The sequence below is a fragment of the Bacteroidales bacterium genome (assembly GCA_018334875.1).
Classification (GTDB): Bacteria; Bacteroidota; Bacteroidia; order Bacteroidales; family UBA12077; genus JAGXLC01.
The window spans coordinates 1-20,056 of record JAGXLC010000055.1 but is presented as its reverse complement, the minus strand read 5'-3'; the positions used below and the strand labels follow the sequence as shown (position 1 = coordinate 20,056).

At 43.4% G+C, this 20,056-nt stretch carries 16 protein-coding genes; 10 read left to right on the top strand and 6 right to left on the bottom strand.

Annotated features, from left to right (window positions below):
- The coding region (locus KGY70_06875; GenBank protein MBS3774889.1) for an SLBB domain-containing protein at positions 1-2,391 on the bottom strand (2,391 nt) is incomplete at its 3' end.
- Between the two features lie 227 nt (positions 2,392-2,618).
- Here KGY70_06875 and KGY70_06870 point away from each other — a divergent pair.
- Complete coding sequence (locus KGY70_06870) at positions 2,619-2,879, top strand: hypothetical protein (GenBank protein ID MBS3774888.1); 261 nt, start codon at positions 2,619-2,621, stop codon at positions 2,877-2,879.
- Positions 2,880-3,305: 426 nt separating this feature from the next.
- Here KGY70_06870 and KGY70_06865 read toward each other — a convergent pair whose 3' ends face one another.
- Positions 3,306-4,058 (bottom strand): inositol monophosphatase, encoded by a 753-nt coding sequence (locus KGY70_06865; protein ID MBS3774887.1) that lies wholly within the window; start codon positions 4,056-4,058, stop codon positions 3,306-3,308.
- A gap of 344 nt (positions 4,059-4,402) precedes the next feature.
- Between KGY70_06865 and KGY70_06860 the strand changes: the two genes are divergently transcribed.
- Positions 4,403-4,675, top strand: a complete 273-nt coding sequence (locus tag KGY70_06860; protein ID MBS3774886.1) for a hypothetical protein — start codon at positions 4,403-4,405, stop codon at positions 4,673-4,675.
- A gap of 392 nt (positions 4,676-5,067) precedes the next feature.
- On the opposite strand, the gene KGY70_06855 is transcribed toward KGY70_06860, so the two are convergent.
- Positions 5,068-5,472 carry a hypothetical protein gene (locus KGY70_06855; protein ID MBS3774885.1) on the bottom strand — a complete coding sequence of 135 codons (405 nt, stop codon included), beginning with the start codon at positions 5,470-5,472 and terminating at the stop codon, positions 5,068-5,070.
- 27 nt (positions 5,473-5,499) lie between these two features.
- Entirely contained in the window at positions 5,500-7,227 is a 1,728-nt protein-coding gene (locus KGY70_06850) for a peptide MFS transporter (protein ID MBS3774884.1), read from the bottom strand.
- A gap of 386 nt (positions 7,228-7,613) precedes the next feature.
- On the opposite strand from KGY70_06850, the gene KGY70_06845 reads away from it, so the two are divergent.
- Together KGY70_06845 and KGY70_06840 are read left to right on the top strand one after the other, a co-directional pair.
- Complete coding sequence (locus KGY70_06845) at positions 7,614-9,134, top strand: NAD(P)H-hydrate dehydratase (protein MBS3774883.1); 1,521 nt, start codon at positions 7,614-7,616, stop codon at positions 9,132-9,134.
- Positions 9,124-10,293 (top strand): DUF4831 family protein, encoded by a 1,170-nt coding sequence (locus KGY70_06840; GenBank protein ID MBS3774882.1) that lies wholly within the window; start codon positions 9,124-9,126, stop codon positions 10,291-10,293. The genes KGY70_06845 and KGY70_06840 overlap by 11 nt, the downstream gene beginning before the upstream one ends.
- A 24-nt stretch (positions 10,294-10,317) precedes the next feature.
- Here the strand turns inward: KGY70_06840 and KGY70_06835 are convergent, their stop codons facing one another.
- Positions 10,318-10,848, bottom strand: coding sequence for a DUF255 domain-containing protein (locus tag KGY70_06835; protein ID MBS3774881.1), 531 nt, complete (start codon positions 10,846-10,848; stop codon positions 10,318-10,320).
- Between the two features lie 249 nt (positions 10,849-11,097).
- Between KGY70_06835 and KGY70_06830 the strand changes: the two genes are divergently transcribed.
- The 4 genes from KGY70_06830 to KGY70_06815 all read left to right on the top strand — a co-directional run bounded on the left by KGY70_06830 (position 11,098) and on the right by KGY70_06815 (position 15,752).
- A complete protein-coding gene (locus tag KGY70_06830) occupies positions 11,098-13,158 on the top strand; it encodes an oligopeptide transporter, OPT family (GenBank protein MBS3774880.1) in 2,061 nt (686 codons plus the stop codon).
- A 172-nt stretch (positions 13,159-13,330) separates the two neighbouring features.
- A complete protein-coding gene (locus KGY70_06825; GenBank protein MBS3774879.1) occupies positions 13,331-13,729 on the top strand; it encodes a PqqD family protein in 399 nt (132 codons plus the stop codon).
- 18 nt (positions 13,730-13,747) lie between these two features.
- Positions 13,748-15,199 (top strand): aminoacyl-histidine dipeptidase, encoded by a 1,452-nt coding sequence (locus tag KGY70_06820; protein MBS3774878.1) that lies wholly within the window; start codon positions 13,748-13,750, stop codon positions 15,197-15,199.
- Between the two features lie 13 nt (positions 15,200-15,212).
- Entirely contained in the window at positions 15,213-15,752 is a 540-nt protein-coding gene (locus KGY70_06815; GenBank protein MBS3774877.1) for a hypothetical protein, read from the top strand.
- 252 nt (positions 15,753-16,004) lie between these two features.
- Here the strand turns inward: KGY70_06815 and ettA are convergent, their stop codons facing one another.
- Positions 16,005-17,693, bottom strand: a complete 1,689-nt coding sequence (gene ettA / locus KGY70_06810) for an energy-dependent translational throttle protein EttA (GenBank protein MBS3774876.1) — start codon at positions 17,691-17,693, stop codon at positions 16,005-16,007.
- A 362-nt stretch (positions 17,694-18,055) separates the two neighbouring features.
- Between ettA and KGY70_06805 the strand changes: the two genes are divergently transcribed.
- Positions 18,056-19,348 (top strand): PQQ-dependent sugar dehydrogenase, encoded by a 1,293-nt coding sequence (locus KGY70_06805; GenBank protein MBS3774875.1) that lies wholly within the window; start codon positions 18,056-18,058, stop codon positions 19,346-19,348.
- A 49-nt stretch (positions 19,349-19,397) separates the two neighbouring features.
- Positions 19,398-19,847: a cytochrome c gene (locus tag KGY70_06800; GenBank protein MBS3774874.1), complete on the top strand. Its 450-nt coding sequence runs from the start codon at positions 19,398-19,400 to the stop codon at positions 19,845-19,847.
- Positions 19,848-20,056: the final 209 nt, after the last annotated feature.

Below are 20,056 nucleotides of genomic sequence, written 5' to 3'. Positions count from 1 at the left end.
GGGGATGTAGATGACCGTGGCCACGCTTGTGGCAATGGATGCCCACTGGCTTAGCAATTCTGTTATGTCGAGTGGTTCTCTCGGCGGTTTTTCCGGAACGAAGATCTCAGAACCTTCTTCTACCGGTGGATTCCATAGCCATCTTTTTCTTCTGGCGTTTCCTCCCGGGTAATATACAATGGTTTTGGCTTTGGCTGCATCAAATGTATAGTCACCAGCGGCCTCCACGTAACGGTCTGCGCGCCATCCGGGACGATACTGGACATGCCCCGGGTTTCTCACGGCTCCTCTTATCCTTACCGTACCGGGTTGTTGGGGTATGGTAATGCTGTCACCCTGTTGCAACACAATGCTTTGTTGTTCTTTTTCCATGGCTTCTGCAAAATCCCCTACAATTCTGGCAGAGTCGTTCCTGATGAATTCAGCCCCTCTGATAAACGCCTCATTGGTTAATCCTCCGGCCCGTTCGATCAGTGTGCCCAGGGTTTCATTTTTGTTGAGTATCGGATACCTCCCCGGATACTGAACTTCCCCGGCTATTTTAACAACGCGGTGATATTCGAGGTCGGGATCCCTCCGTACGATTACCATGTCGTAATCCTCCAGGTCAAAAGCTTCTTCGGCTTCGAATTGTTTTAACATATCCGGCGAGATCTCCACGTTATGAACACTGGTAAGCTGGTCCGAGCCTTCATCAGCAACGAGCCTGAAAACCTCCAGGTTATACTTGTAAGCCCTTTTGGTAAAACCCCCGGCTTGCAGCAGCAAATCGTGCACATTCATGTTTTCTTCCAGTTGGTAGTCTCCCGGGTTTTCAACTTCCCCGTATATGCTGGTTACCTTTTCTTCATGAACAACATCGGCGCTGTAAACAATCAAACTGTCGCGGTGTTTCAGCGCGTGGTTGTGCTGAGGTGCATCTCCTTCAATAAGTTTATTCAAAGGCACAGGAACGATTTTTCTGTCCATTTCGTTTCCTGTATAACGGATCAGGTCGGCACGAAGCTGGTAGGTTTGGTCCCAGAACACCGAATCTTTCAATCCCCCGGCCCGTGTGAGCAAGTCCTTCAGTTTCATATCCTCTCCCAGTACGTACCGGCCCGGCTTGTAAACGTGTCCGCTTACCTGAACGTAATTTACCCCACCAGGGATGGAATCTTTTATCCGTTTACCAGTAATGGGGGAGATGGTCACCACATCCTTGTCGTGGATGGGGATGGGATTAACCTGAAAAGTATCCTGTTGAAAGGTGCCCAGGTCGGGGGTCATCACTTTATAATATTCACCCGAACGTTCCCTGTCCGTAAAGGAGCTTATTCGTTCAATCTGGACTTTCTGGATATCGGCTGAGGTGCGCAGGCCCCCGGAAAATTCAAGCAGATCGCGCAGCGTCTCCTCTTTTTTCAGTTCATAGAAGGCGGTATCTTTGACGTCACCTTTTAGTTTAATGGTGCTAAGCCGGGGCGGGACGTATACCACATCCTGGTTCTGCAGGCGCACGTCATCCGGCTTTTTTCCACTGGTAACGAAATCGTAGAGATCGAGGCTGGAAATCACTTCTCCATTCCTGATTACCTGTACCTTTCGCATACTTCCGTGTATGGTGGGACCTCCTGCGTTATACAGTGCCGTAAAGGCGGTGGAATAATTGCTTACAAAGCGTGATCCCGGATTTTTTACCTTCCCGGCCACGTAGATCTGAATGGAACGCAGCTTACCCAGGGATATGTCCAGATGGGTGGTAGGGTTGCCCTGATCGGGGCTTAACCCGCTGTAAATTCTGGAAAGGTTTTTGATGAGTTTTTTCTCCAGTTGGTCCAGTGTAAGGCCGCTCACATTCATCTGGCCGTAGCGTTCGATAAATACCGTTCCGTCGCGGGATACTTGCATCTTGGAGCGCATTTCTGTTGCCCCCCAGATGGAGAGCACAAGTTCATCGCCCGGCCCTATCTGGTAATTCGGGTCCACGGCTCCAATGTCGGCACTTTTGAATTTATCCTCCGGTCCTTCGAACATTTCGTATCCGAAATAGTAATCCGCGGTATCCCTTTCTCTTTCTACTCTGCGTAATCTTGAGGTATCCCCGGTATCTCTTCTGGTCTGTGGCAGCGTATCTTCCCTTACATCAAACGAGGGTGCCATGGATCGGTCCAGATCGCTGATATCGATCTCGCCGGTACGGGAATATTGCTGTCTGGCCTGTTCAAATTGTTCCTGTGATACTCCGGCCTCCCTGGCTTTTTGGAGGGCTTCCTGCCGGCTGATGTCTCCGGCTTGAACCTGTCTTGCCAGATTGCGCAGCACATCTACATTCTGTGTAAATCCGGAAAAGGAGAGGAGCGTTATAGCGCACATTATCAATACTTTCTTGATGTTAACCGCTGACTTCATTTCTTTTGTATTGGTTCAACAGGATGGCAAATATAATATTTATTGTTGAAATTATATAGTGCTTCTAAGGAATCATTTGAACAATTGAAAATCATTATCATATTGTTAATAACTTGTTTGAATATCTTTAGTGATTTTGTTGTAGTTCTCTCGAAAAATGGGGATTTTTATGGTTTAGCCCTTTGAGATTCGCATAATTTAATCATCACTTGTCAAAAGATTCAAGTATGAGAAAGAGAGTTGAATTGGGAAAGAAACTGGCAATTACCACCGACCAGTATGATCTAATTGTTGATTACAAGCTGATGCATGAGACCCAGGACCGGGATATTTCCTTAGAAGTGGCGGACAGATTGTTATCCCGGTACAATATCAGTTCATGGAGTTTTGATAAGGGATTCTGGAATAAAGACAATAAGCCTATTTTGGAGTTGGAGATTGCCAAAGTAATTATGCCCAAACTTGGTAAGCGTACCAAAGCACAGTAGGCAGAAGAAAGCTATCGGCCATTTGATGACAAATTTTTTGATAGTTATTTAGAATGATTCTAAACAAAAAATTACTAAAGGGCAGTTTTCTTAGAGACACTAAGTAGGGAAGGGAGATACCTTAAAACGGGCATGCAATTTGGAAACATTTAATGCACCAGATGTATGTAAAATGTAAACGAAAGAATTGCAGAAAGCGAAAGCGGATCTGTTTTAAGAGGAATCCGGCAGTTGCCGGAGAAAGTCGCTCGTTTGGATATGTGGGGAGCGGGAAGGTAACGAACCGCTCTACCCGGAACGGTACGATGGGAGTGAATGGCGGGTTGTGAGCAAAAACAGGATGACGAATGAAGAACATTTGTAGAGCCACGCCGTGGCGTGGGTCAATCAGAGGCATGAAAGAACGACAGCACAACCCCGAGACATTTACAGGCCCGAGAGGTATCCCACCAATTCATTATGAAGTTTGGGCGGGGCAACAACCAGGTCGGGATCATCAGGAGTCCAGGGGTTTCCGTTCCAGTTGCTCACCAGGCAGCCGGTTTCCCTGGCTATCAATATTCCGGCTGCCACATCATACAGTTCGTCGCCGTAAGTGATGAAACAATCCACCCGGCCGGCAGCCAGATAGGCCAGTTCCAGGGCACTTGAACCGAAGATCACTGTGTCTGTATACTCATCGGGAATGTGTTCAAGGGCTTTCAGATATTTTTCCTTTGCTTTCTTTCCGCGTCCCTTGTTACAGTCTATAAGTACCGTTTCTTCAGGTTCGCCCCTGAGCAGTTGTTTGTCGTTCATATAAGCTCCCTGATTTTTAAGGGCAGAGAACAGCTCGTCGCTCAGTGGCTGGTAAATGACAGCGGCTTCGGGCTGATCATGCTTGAAGAGGGCTATGGATACACAGAAAAAGGGAATTTGCCTGGAATAATTGGTGGTTCCGTCTATGGGATCAATCACCCAATAATATCCGGATTCATTATAAGTTGTACCGGATTCTTCGGCAACCACCCCGTAATTATATTTCTCGCTCAGGACAGACAGTATTATCTCTTCTGCTTCCTTGTCTGCCTGGGTCACTATTCCATTTTTTCCTTTGCTTTCAATGTTTATTTTGGTTCCGTAATGTTTCTTTTGTATTTCACCGGCAGCCCGTGCTGCTTTAATAAGGGTTTCCAACATAATGATTAAATTTTTTGTGAACCGCTCTTCTATGATCCGTTTGAACTTATATGTACTGGCTTTAGAAACTTTTATTCTTCATTGATGTGAAATTAAAAAAATCTGTTATATCTTCTTAAATAAAGCCCTTCAGCTATTTCCTTAATTTATTCTTCTGTTCATTGCATAAGCTTATTTTCATCATTTGTCACATGGCCAGGATCAAATTTAACGAATATTCTGTATTTCTCCAATTATCAGGAAGCGGATAACCCGTTGCTGAAGTAAAATAGCGAAGCAAAAACAATTTGGTAATCCGGCTGAATCAAATTAATATTGTAGCCAACGATAAAAATGAAATCCAAATGACAACCACAACGATTATCATACTGCTCATCATCGCTGCATATGTTTTTTTTACCCTTTATGTCTCCAAAAGGATCAGTCAGGCCCGGTATTTGGATGAGGGGCGGCGAAAAATCCACAGAAAAATGATCTGGTTCCTTCCTTTTTTAGGCCCCTTAATGATCAAGGGATTCTGGGCCAAACAGAATAAGCGGATGGGCGTTCAGACCAAATCCAAACGAAATAAAGGCAAAGGCGGTTTCACTGAGAATACAGGTGGTATATGGGGTTGAGATGGATTTGGCGTTTGTAGCCAATTCAGAAGTGGACATGCCGTCGCTACGCGATTATATTTTTGTATGCTATCACTTCTAAAAGAGTTAAATTGCTTAACTTTGAGAACGATATCATACAGGTTATGAGAAATTTGATTGCAGCTAAAGCTGCGGTAAGAATAATATGAGCCATTTAAGGCAAACCCATATTATGGCCAGCCGCTTACAAAAAAACTTATTTTGCGTTCTTGTCTTTAGCAGCAATTTCTGCGAATACAACCAATGACCACTTAATGACCATCAATGACAAGTTATTGTCATCAAATCCAATAATCATTCGCTACAAAACAAAAATTCCCGCGCCAGACATAGCTGGAGCGGGGGAATTTTTGCCTCGTATCATGCGTTATTTATTTCGAGATCATAATCTCGTTCAGTATATCAAGCATTTTGGACACCTTTTCATCCTCTTTGTATGGCTCTATATTTTCACTGATGACTTTTAACGATTCGTCTATTTCAGCGTTGGATTGTTCAAATTTCCTTTCCATCTCCTTTTTTTCACTTTCAGAGGCTGTGCGATATTTTATATCCATCTCGAGGATTTTGTCGCGAATACTTTTCATACTCTGGTTCAGGCTTCTCATCAACTCAAATGCATCCTCTTTATTTTCAATGTTTTCTGATTGTTTTTCAAGACGTTTTATCTCTTTAACATCTTCCTGAAGGTCTTCCGGGGTTGATTCGGACTGACACCCTGAAAAGAGGAACAAGCTCAGAAGAATGCCTGTCATTATTGTTAAACGGGTTTTCATAATATGATGGTTTTTATATTTCTGCATTTATTTGTCTGATGATTGTGTTGCATTCCTCAATATTTTCATTATTGAGAAAATAAATACTCCGGATATCAATGTGAGGATAATCACCAATAAGAAAAACTGCCAAATCTCTACAATATCCCACAGCCTTCCAATAAGACCTGCGGCCAGATTTCCAATGGCAGTAGCCCCAAGCCAGCCACCCTGGGCCAGTCCGCTGAACCGTGGTGGCGCTACCTTAGCTACAAAGGATATACCAATGGGGCTGATGAATAATTCAGCAATAGTGATTATGAAGTAGGTTCCAATCAACCAGTATGGACTCAGACCGGTTACGTTTTGCAGGTGAAGGGCTCCAATCAGCATTATCACAAAAGATAAAGCTGTGATGAACATTCCGATTCCCATTTTCTTTGGGGAAGAAGGTTCCTGCCCTCTGTTACGTAACCAGTTAAAAAATCCAACTATTACAGGAGTAAGGAATACAATGAATAATGGATTAAATGATTGAAATAGCTGGGGCTCGATGATCGGGTTCGGATCAAAACGTGTATAAAAGTAATAAGCTATAGCTGTTCCTCCAACCAAAAAGGCTCCACCTATTGCCCTTGTTTTTTGACGAACTTTTTTGCGGACCAAATAGATCAGTCCGACAATGGCAGCCAATATAGGCAGCAGGGTTCGTAAATCAAAGAATAAGTAATTAAATGGGCTAACCTGGCTTTCTGTGTAGTCACGCGCAAATATGGTTAAAGTAAATCCGTTTTGATGAAATGCCATCCAGAAAAAAGCAACCGTCAGAAAAACAAGGCCAAGCGCAACTATTCTTTTCCTTTCTTCTTCTTTGGACATAGTAACAGTTGAATATTCTTTTCCTTCTTTCGCTGCTTTTTCTTTTGCTTGTTTTTCTGTATAATCTGCATACTGATAATATTTTTTGTACACCACAAATACAACAAGAGATATGATCATAGCGGCCGCTGCAACAGCGAATGCAGTGCTATATCCAATAGATAACGAAGAGTTGTAGGTACTGGTAAACTCACTGATTGAACCGCTGAAGCCCATTTGTTGTTGAATCGACTGAATTTTTTCAGTATAATGCATTGTACCGCTGAAATTTCCCTGAAGGGTACCTATCATTTTATCCAGAAACGGATGGGCCTTTTCATTAAGAATAGATAAATGGGGCATGCTGCTTTCATACTCAAAGCTTTTTTTCCCCAGTATACTATTGATAGCGCCTGTTGCTGCAAAAGGTGCGAAAAAAGCTCCGATGTTAATGCCCATGTAAAAGATGTTGAAAGCATTATCCCGTTTTGGAGCATATTCGGGAAAATCATACATCTTACCTACCAATGCCTGAAGATTTCCTTTAAACAATCCGGTTCCCGCCGCCATGATAATCAGAGATATAATGATGATCATTAGCTCAAATTGCATTGAAAAATATCCCTGTTCAAAAAAGCCGGGAACAGCTATGAGTATACTTCCTATAAAGGCAATTATGATTCCCCACAAGATTGTACGTCCGTATCCCCAGCGGTCTGCAATAATACCACCCACAATAGGTAAGAAATAGATTCCAAACAGAAAACCGCCGTAATAATCTCCTGCTTCACCTGCACTAAGGTTAAACCTTGCCTGAAGAAACAATACAAAAACTGATAACATGGTGTAATAGCTGAATCGCTCACCCATATTAGTAAAAAAAGCTACTATTAGTCCTTTCGGATGGCCTTTAAGCATAATGCATTGATTTTAAATTTAAAAATATACCTTTGTCTGAATCATACGATGAAACAAATATATAAATCTTTTTTTTGTCACCAATTACCAATTAGAACCGGAAAAACCAATACCTTTTTGGTTTGATTTTTGATAATTCTTTAAATATGGTATTTTCATTTTGTTTTTTGAGCGAGTCTAAAAAAAAAGCTAAGTGGCTATTATAGCCGAATGCATTAAATGGGCTTTGTTTTTTTTAACAGAAAACTATAAGAGCCGCTAAGGGCTTGAATTGCCCTAATCTTAATTTTTGCACCGTACGCATACTTATATCAACTTGTAGTGAGGTTATATTTTCCTGTTAATTTTATTTTATTTTTGCGGTAAAACAGATATTTCATTATGTCATGAAAATTCTTCAATCGGCACAGGTCAAAGAAGTAGATAAATATACCATTGAAAATGAACCCATTCATTCTATAAATTTAATGGAGCGGGCTGCAGGTAAGATATCCGGATGGATAAGCCGGAAATTTTCGCAGGGCACCGAAATAAATATTTTTGTGGGTCCGGGTAACAACGGAGGAGATGGATTGGCCATAGGCCGCCAGTTGGCAGATAAAAATTACCCGGTCAATCTTTATCTGGTAAAAATTTCGGACAAACTCTCACCTGATGCCGCTACAAATCTTGAAAGGCTGAAAAAACAGAATAAAGCCAATATATATACTTTAGAACAAAAGGATCAGTTGCCAAAAGTCAGACCGGGAGCGGTCATTCTGGATGGACTTTTTGGCTCGGGTCTGAACCGGCCACTTGAAGGATTTCCTGCCGAAATAGTAAAATACCTGAACCAATGCGATGCTACCCGCATTGCCATTGATATTCCCTCCGGGCTTTTTGGCGAAGACAATTCGGGCAACAATTATGATGCTGTCTTTAGAGCCGATTATACCCTTACTTTTCAGTTCCCCTCCATTTCATTTTTCTTTCCCGAACATGAAGATCTGGTGGGAAAATGGTATATACTCCCTATTGGGCTGGATTCAGAGAAAATTGAAGAAATTGAATCTCCATATTATCTGGTTACAAAAGAATATGTTAAAAAACATCTCAAAAAACGAAAGCGATTCGACCATAAGGGTCGGTTTGGTCATATTCTGATGATAACCGGCGGGTATGGAAAGATGGGCGCTGCTGTTCTGGCGTCAAAAGCTGCACTGAAAACGGGAGCAGGTTTGGTGACCACCCATATCCCCAAAGTGGGATACCAAATTATGCAAACAGCACTGCCAGAAGCTATGATCAGTCTGGATGTTTCAGATACCGATTTTTCCGAGCCTCCGGAACTTGACGGTTTCACCAATATTGGTACCGGCCCGGGACTTGGCACTCACAGTAATCCCCGGGAGGGACTTCGGAAGCTAATTGAAAAGAGCTACAAACCCCTTGTTTTAGATGCAGATGCTTTGAATATCCTTTCTCTCAACAAGGAATGGCTTCGAAATTTGCCGGCCAAAAGCATCCTGACACCCCATCCGAAGGAATTTGAGCGCCTCACGGAACCGGTGGACAATCAATACAGCCGTATTCAACTGCAGCGGGAATTTGCCGGGAAATATGATGTCTATCTTGTGCTGAAGGGAGGCAATACAACGATAGCCACACCGGAAGGAAACTTGTTTTTTAATGTCACCGGTAACCCGGGAATGGCTACAGGCGGAAGCGGAGATGTCCTTACCGGCATGATTACTTCTTTGCTGGGTCAGGGATATGAGCCGGGTCTGGCTTCAGTTATCGGGGTGTATCTTCATGGACTGGCGGGAGATCTTGCTGTGGAATTAACCGGCGAAGAGTCTCTTATAGCTTCCGATATGATCAATTCAATAAGTAATGCTTTAAAATATCTGAAAGAAAATGAAAAATAGATTATTAATTCATATTGTATTTGGTGCAGCAATATTGTTGGTTGCCGGAGTAAGTTGTAAAACCGCTCAGGAGGCAACCACGCGTACTTACAAAGTGGATACTGCCGATTCCCGGAAGATCAGGAACGGATTGGTATATGGTTTGCCAAAAACCCAACTGACTTTTCGGGTCAGGATGCAACGGAAAGAGGTTATCCCCGGACCGTATCATGAATATGGGGAGAAACTGCTGGGTTTGTCCAATATACCTCATAACAGAAAAGTACAATGGAATATTGGTGATATTGATATCGAAGAATCCAGTGTAATGGATTATGACCACTTGTATGCCATTCAGCCCGAAGGCAGATTTAAGATCGACTGGTCAAAATTTATCGGTGAAGGGTGGATCATTCCTTTTGATATGGCTGACAGAAAAGAACCAGATCGTTCTGATTTCTACAGCAAAAAGGATTATGGCAGTGCAATTCATTTTAAAGATTTGAGTGTTAGGAAATTTGTTGGCGAGGAAACCAAAACCGTATACGAAAAAGTGTGGAAGGATTCTTTATTTGCCCGGGTTCCTGTAGAGAAAACCGAGGTGGTACAAAAGGACAAGCCTGCAAAAGCCCGGGAAGCAGCCAATTTTATCTTTATGATCAGGGAAAAGCGTTTTGAGCTGGTATCTGGTATGGGGGATTATTATCCCGAAGGGGAAGCCCTGGAGACGGCTGTAAATGAGATGAACAGGATTGAGGAGAATTACCTCTCCCTCTTCACGGGTAAGCAAATTACAGATACAGTTCAGTTTACGCTAAAATGGACACCCGATACCCTGAATCGGGAGGAGCCGGAAATGCTTTTCCGGTTTTCTCAGGAAAAGGGTATTTTAAAACCGTCACAGGATGAAGGAGTCCCAATATGGATAGAGTTGGAGCTTTTGGACAACACAAGAAGAATCAGTGAATTGATGCGCAATAAATTTGCTGCTTCGGACAAACCCCAATTCCATTATCGGATTCCTGTAAACACCCTGTTGAGGTTGAAATACGGGGATAATTTAATGACAAAAAAATATCTGGAGCTTAGTCAGTTTGGACCGGTTCTTCAGATTCCCTATCAATTCCTGATAGATTCCCAGATTATGGAATTTTTCCCCGAAAGTATGACAGAAGATTGAAACAGCAATAACCCTGGTCAATAATCATTCAACCAAGGTATTTTCAAATTGTTTCTTGTAGTCTTTATAGGATTTGTTTTTATAAATATCCTGGGCAAAATATTTTAGAATGGGTTCATATTCTTTAGGCCCGTAAAATCCCGGCACTGCTGTGATAAGCTGATTATTGCCATCCAGGTATGCCACGGAAGGATATGACATTTTTCCGTTCAACAAGGCAATAGCCAGATCATGAGGTTTTCGGTCTCCTTCTTCCTTTTTGGCAAAGATGCGCCCTTTGAACTGCACTTTTTTATTGGTTTCTGCATTGAATCGTACGGGATAATAATTTTCATTGATATACTGTGCAATCTCAGGATTATTGAACGTTTGTTTTTTCATCTTCTTGCACCATCCGCACCAATCGGTGTACACGTCGATCAGTACTTTTTTGGGATTTTCTTTATTGAGCTTCACTGCCTCTTCAAAGCTGTACCAGTTTACTTTCGTGTCTTGCTGAGTAAATCCGCTGAATGTGAAGATGAATAATAGGGCAGTTATTAGTGAGAATTTCATGGCTGTAATTTTTGTTTTCATGACCGAATTTACGATAAAGAGATCTTAAAGTTATACTAACACGCATCCTTTTTGTTTTTAATATGTTTTATAAAACCCTTCTATAGTATAATTCAATAATTTTCAATGAATTTTTTTGTTAACCAATGCCCTGTTAAAATCTATCTTTTCAAAGACGCATGCCTTGCCCGATTTTTTTGTTACATTTACCCTCTTTTTCAAAATGTTTAATATCAAACAATATGGAATATGGCAAACCAACAACTTAACTACAAGCCTTTCATCTCGTCAGAAACCCGTATGACTGAAATGACGCTGCGGGGAGTAATTATTGGTGTGTTTTTATCTATTGTGCTGGGTGCGGCAAATGCCTACCTGGGTCTGAAAGCCGGTATGACCATAGCGGCCACCTATCCGGCGGCCGTCATTGGTATGGCCATTCTTCGGGCCCTGAAAGGAACCATCCTTGAGGAGAACTTTACGAGGAGTATCGGTTCTGTAGGAGAATCTGTAGCTGCCGGCGCAATTTTCACGTTGCCGGCTTTTTACATTAGTGGTATATGGCCTGAATTCTATACTGCCGGGCATTATATCATTTCTGCACTGATCATGGTAACCGGTGGTATGCTGGGGATCTTATTTATCGCTTTGATTCGCCGGGTAATGGCAAATGACGCCACATTACCTTTCCCAGAATCCATTGCTGCTGCTGAGATTCATAAGACCGGGCAAACCGGTGCCGGATCAAAATATCTTTTCTGGGCAATGGGATTGGGTGGATTAATCAAAGCTCTTGGTGAATTCCGTTTGTTTATGCCTGTGTGGGAAAAATTCGTTCAGTTTAAAACCCAATTTATCACAGGTGCAGGAGAGGCCATTAAGGCCAAGGGTGGAATCCTCCTTGGCACACCCGGACTACGCCCCGCCTATATCGGTGTAGGTTATATTATCGGCCCCCGTCTGGCTTCCCTGAACTTTAGCGGCGGAGTCATTGCCTGGGGCCTTTTAACACCCATAATATTCTATTTTATAGGCCCCCATATTGATATGCAGGCATGGGCTCAATATCTGGTGGATCAGAATCTTGCGGCCAATATGAATGAAGCCATGACCCAGGTTAAGGATCCGATATTCCGGGTTAACGAGACCTGGAAAGCCATTGTCCGGCCCATTGCCATTGGAGGAATGTTGGTGGGAACCTTTTATACCCTTTATGGTATGCGTAAGAGCCTGGCAAGTGGTATCAAACGTTCCATTCAGGATCTGAAAGAAACGGCCAGAGGCGTTTCAACTACCGAAAGGGTTGAAAAAGACCTTAATTTCGGTTGGATCATGGCAGGAATCATTGCGGCAGCCGTGGCTACTTTCCTGATCACCAAATTTGTGTTTTATGCCGATTATACTTCTGCTATTATCGCTACGGTAGTTATGATCGTATTCGGATTTTTCTTTGCCGCCGTATCCGGTTATCTTGTTGGTATCATTGGTTCCAGTTCAAACCCAATCAGCGGTTTGACCATCTCCACTGTTGTAGTCACCGCGCTGTTGATGCTGATCCTGGGCGCCCGGGGAGAAAGCGGTGTAGCTACCGTTCTGGCCGTGGCTGCCATTATCTGTGTATCCGCTGCTGTGGCAGGGGAGATGTTACAGGACCTCAAGGCCGGCCATGTGCTGGGGGGCACACCCTGGCGGATGCAGATCGGTGACCTGATCGGTCTGGTGGCTTCTGCCGCAGTGATGTTCATTCCTTTGTTCATTCTGCATGCCGGAGATATTGAAACCGGTAAGCAACTTGGCTATGAAGGTGGCTTTGGCAGCCAGGAGCTTCCTGCTCCACAGGCCAGCCTGATGGCAGTACTTTCCAAAGGAATCATTGCCGGCCAGATGGCCTGGGCCCTGATTGTGGTTGGTATCCTGATGGGTATAGGTTTCATACTGATGCGGGTACAAAGCCCTATGATCGTTGCTGTTGGTATGTACCTGCCTTTGGAAACTACTTTTGCCATATTTATTGGAGGAATGATCAAGGGTATCCTGCAAAATTATCAGAGAAAACGAGGATTTGATGAAAAAAGGAAAAATAAGGCCAATAACATCGGTCTTCTCCTTGCTTCCGGTTTAATCGCCGGTGAAGCCCTGATTGGTCTGCTTTTTGCCGGTCTGGCGTTTGGTCAGATCGAAATCTGGCGTTTTGCCCATCCTTCATTTCTTACCAGCATAGCTATCTTTGTGGTTCTGGGTCTTATCCTTGTAAGAATACCGATGAGAAGATCCACGGAAGCTGATGTTCCCGAATCTCCAGAGGGATAAAGACTGAATTAAAATAACCCATGGAGCCGCCCGGATATCCGGGCGGCTCCTTTTACACAATGCATATGTCAGGGGACGGATCTCTACGTGCAGCATTATTGTAAGAACGTGATGGTTTAGAAAGCAAACGGAAGAATTTTTTTAATTTTGAAATGAAAAGCAAATCAGTAATATGGGATTGAATTTCTTTCAGCGCAGGAAGATCCTGAAAAATACCAACACCCTGGAATTGCATCCTGTGCGCCGGCATGAACATGAATTTACCAAAGACGGGAATGTTTGTCTGATAGTACCCAAGTTCCGAAAACAGTGGATGCGTAATGTTTTTATTCCCCCGCGCAGAAAGGAGCATTTTACCATATATCTGGATGAACTGGGTTCTACAACCTGGCTGGAAATAGATGGTGAAAAGAATGTTCGGCAGATTTGTGATAACCTGAAAGAAAAGCTTGGAGATAAGGTCAAACCACACCATGAAGTAGAGGACAGGGTAAGCAAGTTTCTTTCACAACTTTATGAACAACGTTATATCACTTTTAAGGAACTGGAAACAGAAAATACAAATTCATAAAATATCGGAGGACACAATATGAGCGACATTACAAACTTAGATCCCAAACCCCTATGGGAAAACTTCTATAAACTGACCCAAATTCCCAGGCCCTCAAAGAAAGAAGCCAGTGTGGTGAAATTCATCGAAAAGTTTGGAAAAGATCTGGGTCTCGAAACCATTAAGGATGAGGTAGGGAATATCATTATCAAAAAGCCGGCTACTAAGGGATATGAAAATAAAAAGCCGGTAGTTCTCCAGGGTCATTTGGACATGGTGCCTCAGAGTGATAAAGACTTTGATTTCGAGAATCAACCCATTGAAGCTTATGTTGACGGGGAGTGGGTTACTGCTGACGGAACCACACTGGGGGCCGATAATGGAATCGGTGTAGCTGCTGCCTTGACGGTTTTGCAATCGGATGATCTGGAGCATGGTCCGATAGAAGCCCTGTTTACCGTGGATGAAGAAACCGGAATGACCGGGGCAAGCTCCCTGAAACCCGGTTTGCTGGACGCGGAGATTTTAATCAATATGGATTCGGAAGATGAAGGAGAACTTTATATCGGTTGTGCCGGAGGATTGGAGACCAATGCCCGGTTCCATTTTAAGAAAGAAACTTTGCCCCGGGATACAAATGCCTATAAACTTACAGTGAAAGGTTTAAAAGGAGGACATTCCGGACTTGACATTCAGTTGCAGCGTGGCAATGCCAATAAGGTCCTTAATCGGATCCTTTGGTATGCTACAGAAAAACTGGATGTCCGTATTGCCGGCATAGAATCGGGCAGTTTGAGGAATGCCATTCCCAGAGAAGGATATGCGGTGGTGGTTGTTCCCAATAATCAGTTCGGCGAGTTTAAAGAGTATGTGAATGATGTTACTGAGTCTGTGAAAAATGAGTTATCCCGCGTGGATACTGATCTTAAAATAGAGGTCAATCAAACGGATACTCCTGATTTTGTTCTTGATAAGAAAACTCAGGATAATATGGTAAGGGCTCTGTATGGCTGCCCCCACGGGGTTATAAGAATGAGTGATGATATGGAAGGTCTGGTGGAAACCTCCACCAATCTGGCGGTAGTTAAATCAGAAGAACATGTGGTTTCTGTTCAGACCCTTCAGAGAAGTTCCGTTGATTCTGCCAAAGAAGATCTGGGGAATATGATACGGAGTGTTTTTGAACTTGGGGGTGCTGAAGTATTACATGAAGGGGAATATCCCGGATGGAAACCCAATCCCGACTCACCCATTCTGAAGACTATGCAGGAAGTCTATAATAAGAAATTTGGAAAAGTACCTGAAGTGAAGGCCATCCATGCAGGACTGGAGACCGGGATCATCAGCCAGGCCTATCCCCACCTGGATATGATATCATTTGGCCCGACCATTAGTTATCCACATTCTCCGGGAGAGAAAGTCAATATAGAGACTGTGAAGAAATTCTGGGATTTTCTGGTAGAAACCCTGAAAAGCATTCCGGAGAAATAAGATCACAATAGCATTGGACTGGCGGAGCGATTCTGTTAAAGACATCATTGATTTTCAGATGCTGGATTTGACCCGGCCCGGCGCTACAAGCAGTAAAGCCTATGATACGGTAACCTGCCTGGCTGTATTACATCATATTGACAACCAAAAGGGGGAACTTGAATATTTTCTGCATAATCTTAAGACCGCCATAAAGCCGGATGGCAGGCTGGTTGTGGAAGAGGATGTGATTTTACCTGAAGAGGAGATCAATTCTGATCAAACCATCAAAGATCAGATCGATCAGAGAAGAACCCGGCAGCCAATTTTTGACAGGTTTCTGCAATTCGACATGCAGACTCAGCGGGACATTATCACCCTAATCGACTTTTTGTCCAATTCAATTGTAGTAGGGGTGTCTGATATGCCTTTCCCATGCAACTTCCAGACACTGGACGGGTGGAGGGTGCTCTTTGAAGACAAAGGCTTTACCATAGATGAAATCAAAGTAGAGGGCTTTGTGCCACAACGTTTCAACCAGTCCTCCCACGTTATTTTTGTACTGAGAAAATAATGGCTTGCGAATAACGGCGAACAAACTTCACTTCCCGCTTAATCAGCAGGATAGGCTGTTTGTTTATGCTATCACTTTTAAAAATTTTGTTTTTTTAGCAAAGTTTTGCTGCAGGTTAAATTCTAAAATTTGGTAGGCCTTTCTTTGGGCCGGTCATAAAAGTTATTTGGTTAATATTTTTGAACCACATAGTGCACATAGGCTAACACATAGATAAGAAATATTCTTTTATTTTGATTGATTTGGGTTAGCCTATCTCGTAAGTTTTTTATATTTGATCCGCTTAGGTATAATTTCTCCACCTACCCGTTTTCTCAGGTTTTCCTCATATTCACTAAAGGATCCCTCAAAAAAACGAACAGAGGAGTTCCCCTCAAAAGCCAGAATATGGGTGCATATCCTGTCAAGGAACCAGCGGTCATGGGATATCACAATGGCGCATCCGGCAAAGTTTTCAATTCCTTCTTCCAGAGCACGCAAAGTATTTACATCAAGATCATTGGTGGGCTCGTCCAGAAGCATTACATTGGCCTCGGTTTTTAGTGTCATGGCCAGATGCAGCCGGTTTCTCTCCCCGCCGGAGAGCACGCCCACTTTTTTCTGCTGGTCGGGTCCGGTAAAGTTGAAACGGCTCACATAAGCCCTTGCATTGATTGATTTTCCGCCCATTTCAATGGTATCCTCACCTCCGCTTACTACTTCATATACGGTTTTTTCCGGATCGATATCGGCATGTTCCTGGTCTACATATCCCAATTTAACCGTGTCTCCAATGATCAGCTCACCGGAGTCGGGTTGTTCTTCTCCGAGGATCATTCTGAACAGGGTGGTTTTGCCGGCACCGTTGGGCCCTATAACTCCTACTACACCTGCCTGTGGAAGGTTGAAATTCATGTTTTCAAACAGCAATTTTCCTTCGTAGCCTTTTGAAACATCGATCGCTTCAATCACTTCTTTACCCAGGCGCGGACCATTGGGGATGGGAATTTCCACTTTTTCTTCCTTTTGCCTGATGTCTTCGTTGAGCAGGTTTTCGTAGTTGTTCAGCCGGGCTTTGCCCTTGCTTTGCCGGCCTTTCGGACCTTTCTTGCTCCATTCCAACTCACGTTGCAGGGCCTTCTGCCGTTTGCTTTCCTGTTTCTCTTCCTCGGCCAGCCGGTTTATCTTTTGTTCCAGCCATTCTGTGTAATTTCCGCGGAAAGGAATGCCTTCTCCTCTGTCGAGCTCAAGGATCCAGCCGGCTACATTATCAAGAAAATAGCGGTCGTGTGTAACCGCTATGACGGTTCCCTTATACTGTTGAAGATGCTGTTCCAGCCAGTGCACCGATTCTGCATCCAGATGGTTGGTGGGCTCATCAAGGAGCAGTATATCCGGTTCCTGGAGAAGCAGCCTGCACAGAGCTACACGTCGTTTTTCACCTCCTGAAATCACAGATATGGGAGTGTTTCCTTCAGGCGTTCGAAGCGCATCCATGGCCAGCGCAAGTTTGGAATCCAAATCCCAGGCATCCCTCTGTTCAATCTGTTCCTGAACCTGGCTCTGCTTTTCTATGAGCTTGTTCATTTTATCAGGATCATTCATCACTTCCTCGTCCATGAACTGATTGCTGAGCTCCTCGTATTCCTTTAGCAGGTCAGCAGATTCCTTTACGCCTTCTTTCACTACCTCCTCAACGGTCTTGTTTTCGTCCAGTTTAGGTTCCTGGGGCAAATATCCCACCGAATATCCCGGCGAGAAAGCCACTTCGCCTTCATATTCCTGGTCGAGACCCGCAATTATCCTCAGCACAGTGGATTTACCGGCACCATTCAACCCCAGAATGCCAATTTTCGCTCCGTAAAAAAATGAAAGATAGATGTTGTTTAATATTGGCTTTCCTTTTGGTGTCTGCTTGTTGACATTCACCATTGAAAAAATTACCTGCTTATCTTCTGCCATAAATTTTTTTATTTATTTGGATACCAATCGATTTCTTCTATTTCATGATTGCGCGAAGTTAGTGAAAATTAAAGACGAACAAATAGGTTTCCTGTTTTGATTATTAAAATATTGGAATTTGTTTAGAATTTAGGATTTAGAATTTAGGATTTAGGATTTACTTGCCCGCAGACAGGCGGGGAATTTAGAATTTTTAGTTTATCTGGGTTAGGTTGAAACAATTAAATGATCAATTTTTTTTATACCCTGAATTTAAACAATAAGTCTGCTGACTTGTAAACATATAATGAAACTTACCCAATATTGGAATGGCGTTCAGCAAATTTCCATATTTATTGTAGCATCAATAAAATCCAATCGTTATGAAGAAACTTAGAATCTTACCAATTGTCCTGTTGTTTTTGATCACTTTAGCTGGTTGTTCTCAGGCATTTAATGAAGGAGATGATAAAAATTCCGAATCCAATGTAGAAAGTGGTGAACTGGATCTGCCTCCTGGTTTTAAAGCAGTGGTTGTGGCAGAAGGCTTGGGTACAGGAAGGCATCTGACAGTTAGAGATAACGGCGATGTCTATCTGCAGCTTCGTTCCAGCCACGATAAAGGTTCTACGGTAGCCATGAGGGATACCGATGGTGACGGCACAGCTGATGTGATCAGGTATTTTGCCGATCTTCCCGGCACAGGTATAGGCATACAAAATGGCTATCTGTACACCAGTACTACAACTACGGTGCAGCGTTTTAAGCTTCAGGGAGATCAGTTGTTGCCGGAAACGGATCCCGAAATAGTCGTGGAAGGGTTTCCGGAGCAAAATCAGCATGCGGCTAAGCCGTTCACCTTTGACGGAAACGGTAACATGTATGTAACAGTAGGTGGCCCCTCCAATGCTTGTATGGAACAAACCCGTACCAAGGGTTCTCCAGGTCAGGACCCCTGTCCGCAATTGGAGCGACATGGAGGAATATGGAGATTTGATGATGGTAACCCCGGGCAAAGACAGGTTGAAGACGGATATCATTACGCCACCGGTATCAGACATGCCGTGGCACTCAGGTGGAGTCCGGCAGCAGGTAAACTGTATGCCGTCCAACACGGCAGGGATCAGTTGAACCAGTTTTTCCCCGATATGTATAGTACCGAAGACAACGCCAACTTACCTGCTGAAGAATTCCTGCTTGTGGAAGACGGATCAAACTTTGGCTGGCCCTACTGCTATTACAATCAAATGAAGGAGAAAAAACTCCTTGCACCGGAATACGGAGGAGACAGGCAAAAAGTGGGACGTTGTGCAGAGATGGATGATCCCATTATGGGATTCCCCGGTCACTATGCACCCAATGACCTGCTTTTTTATACAGGTGATCAGTTCCCCGCAAAGTACAAAAACGGCGCTTTTATAGCTTTTCACGGTTCCTGGAACCGGGCACCCGAGGAACAGGAAGGTTATAATGTAGTGTTTGTCCCCTTTGACAGCGAGAAACCTTCAGGCGACTGGGAAGTTTTTGCTGATGGCTTTGCAGGCGTGGATCCAATCGAGAGCCCCGGGGATGCCGACCATAGACCAACAGGTTTGGCTGTTGGCCCGGATGGTGCACTGTATGTCTCCGACTCGGTTTCAGGTAAAGTATGGAAAATCGTGTATACAGGTGAATAATTTTCTTTATTGGTTTATTTTTGTTATCCGTTATTGAATCTCAGGAAACATGAATAGAATGAGAAATATATTTATCTTGTCAATACTCATAGTCATGGTTGGTGGATTGGCGCTGAATGTTAAAAGCAGTTATATACGGAATAATGTGGGAATGATCCCGGATGTATTTACAAATGACAGCCTTGGCGAGCGGGTATACGACAAAGATTGTCTTACCTGTCACCAGAAAGACGGTTCAGGTGTCCCTTCCATGTATCCCCCGGTTATTGACAATCCCCGGGTGAAAGGGGACAAGGAAAGGCTGATAAAAATTATTCTGGAAGGTCAGACCGGCAGAATCGAAGTCCGCGGCATGTCATATAATGGCGTTATGCCTCCGTTCAAAAACCTTTCGGATGAGGAAGTAGCCAGTGTGTTGACTTATATGCGTCAGAATTTTGAAAATGATACTACCGCCATTACCATTGATGAAGTGAAAGCGGTTCGGGATACTTTATAACCGGAAAGATCCAATTGTATAATGAGGTGAGCCAATCTTCCTGATCACTGAAAAGCTAAAAATGCAATTCGAGTTGATTACACTAATCATATATAATGGAGATCACAAACTTCAGATGATTTAATGTTTGAACTTTTTTATGGTATTCACTTTTCAAAGGGTCGATGGCCTGGATTTCTATAAACGGATTGTCATTAAAAAACCGGTTT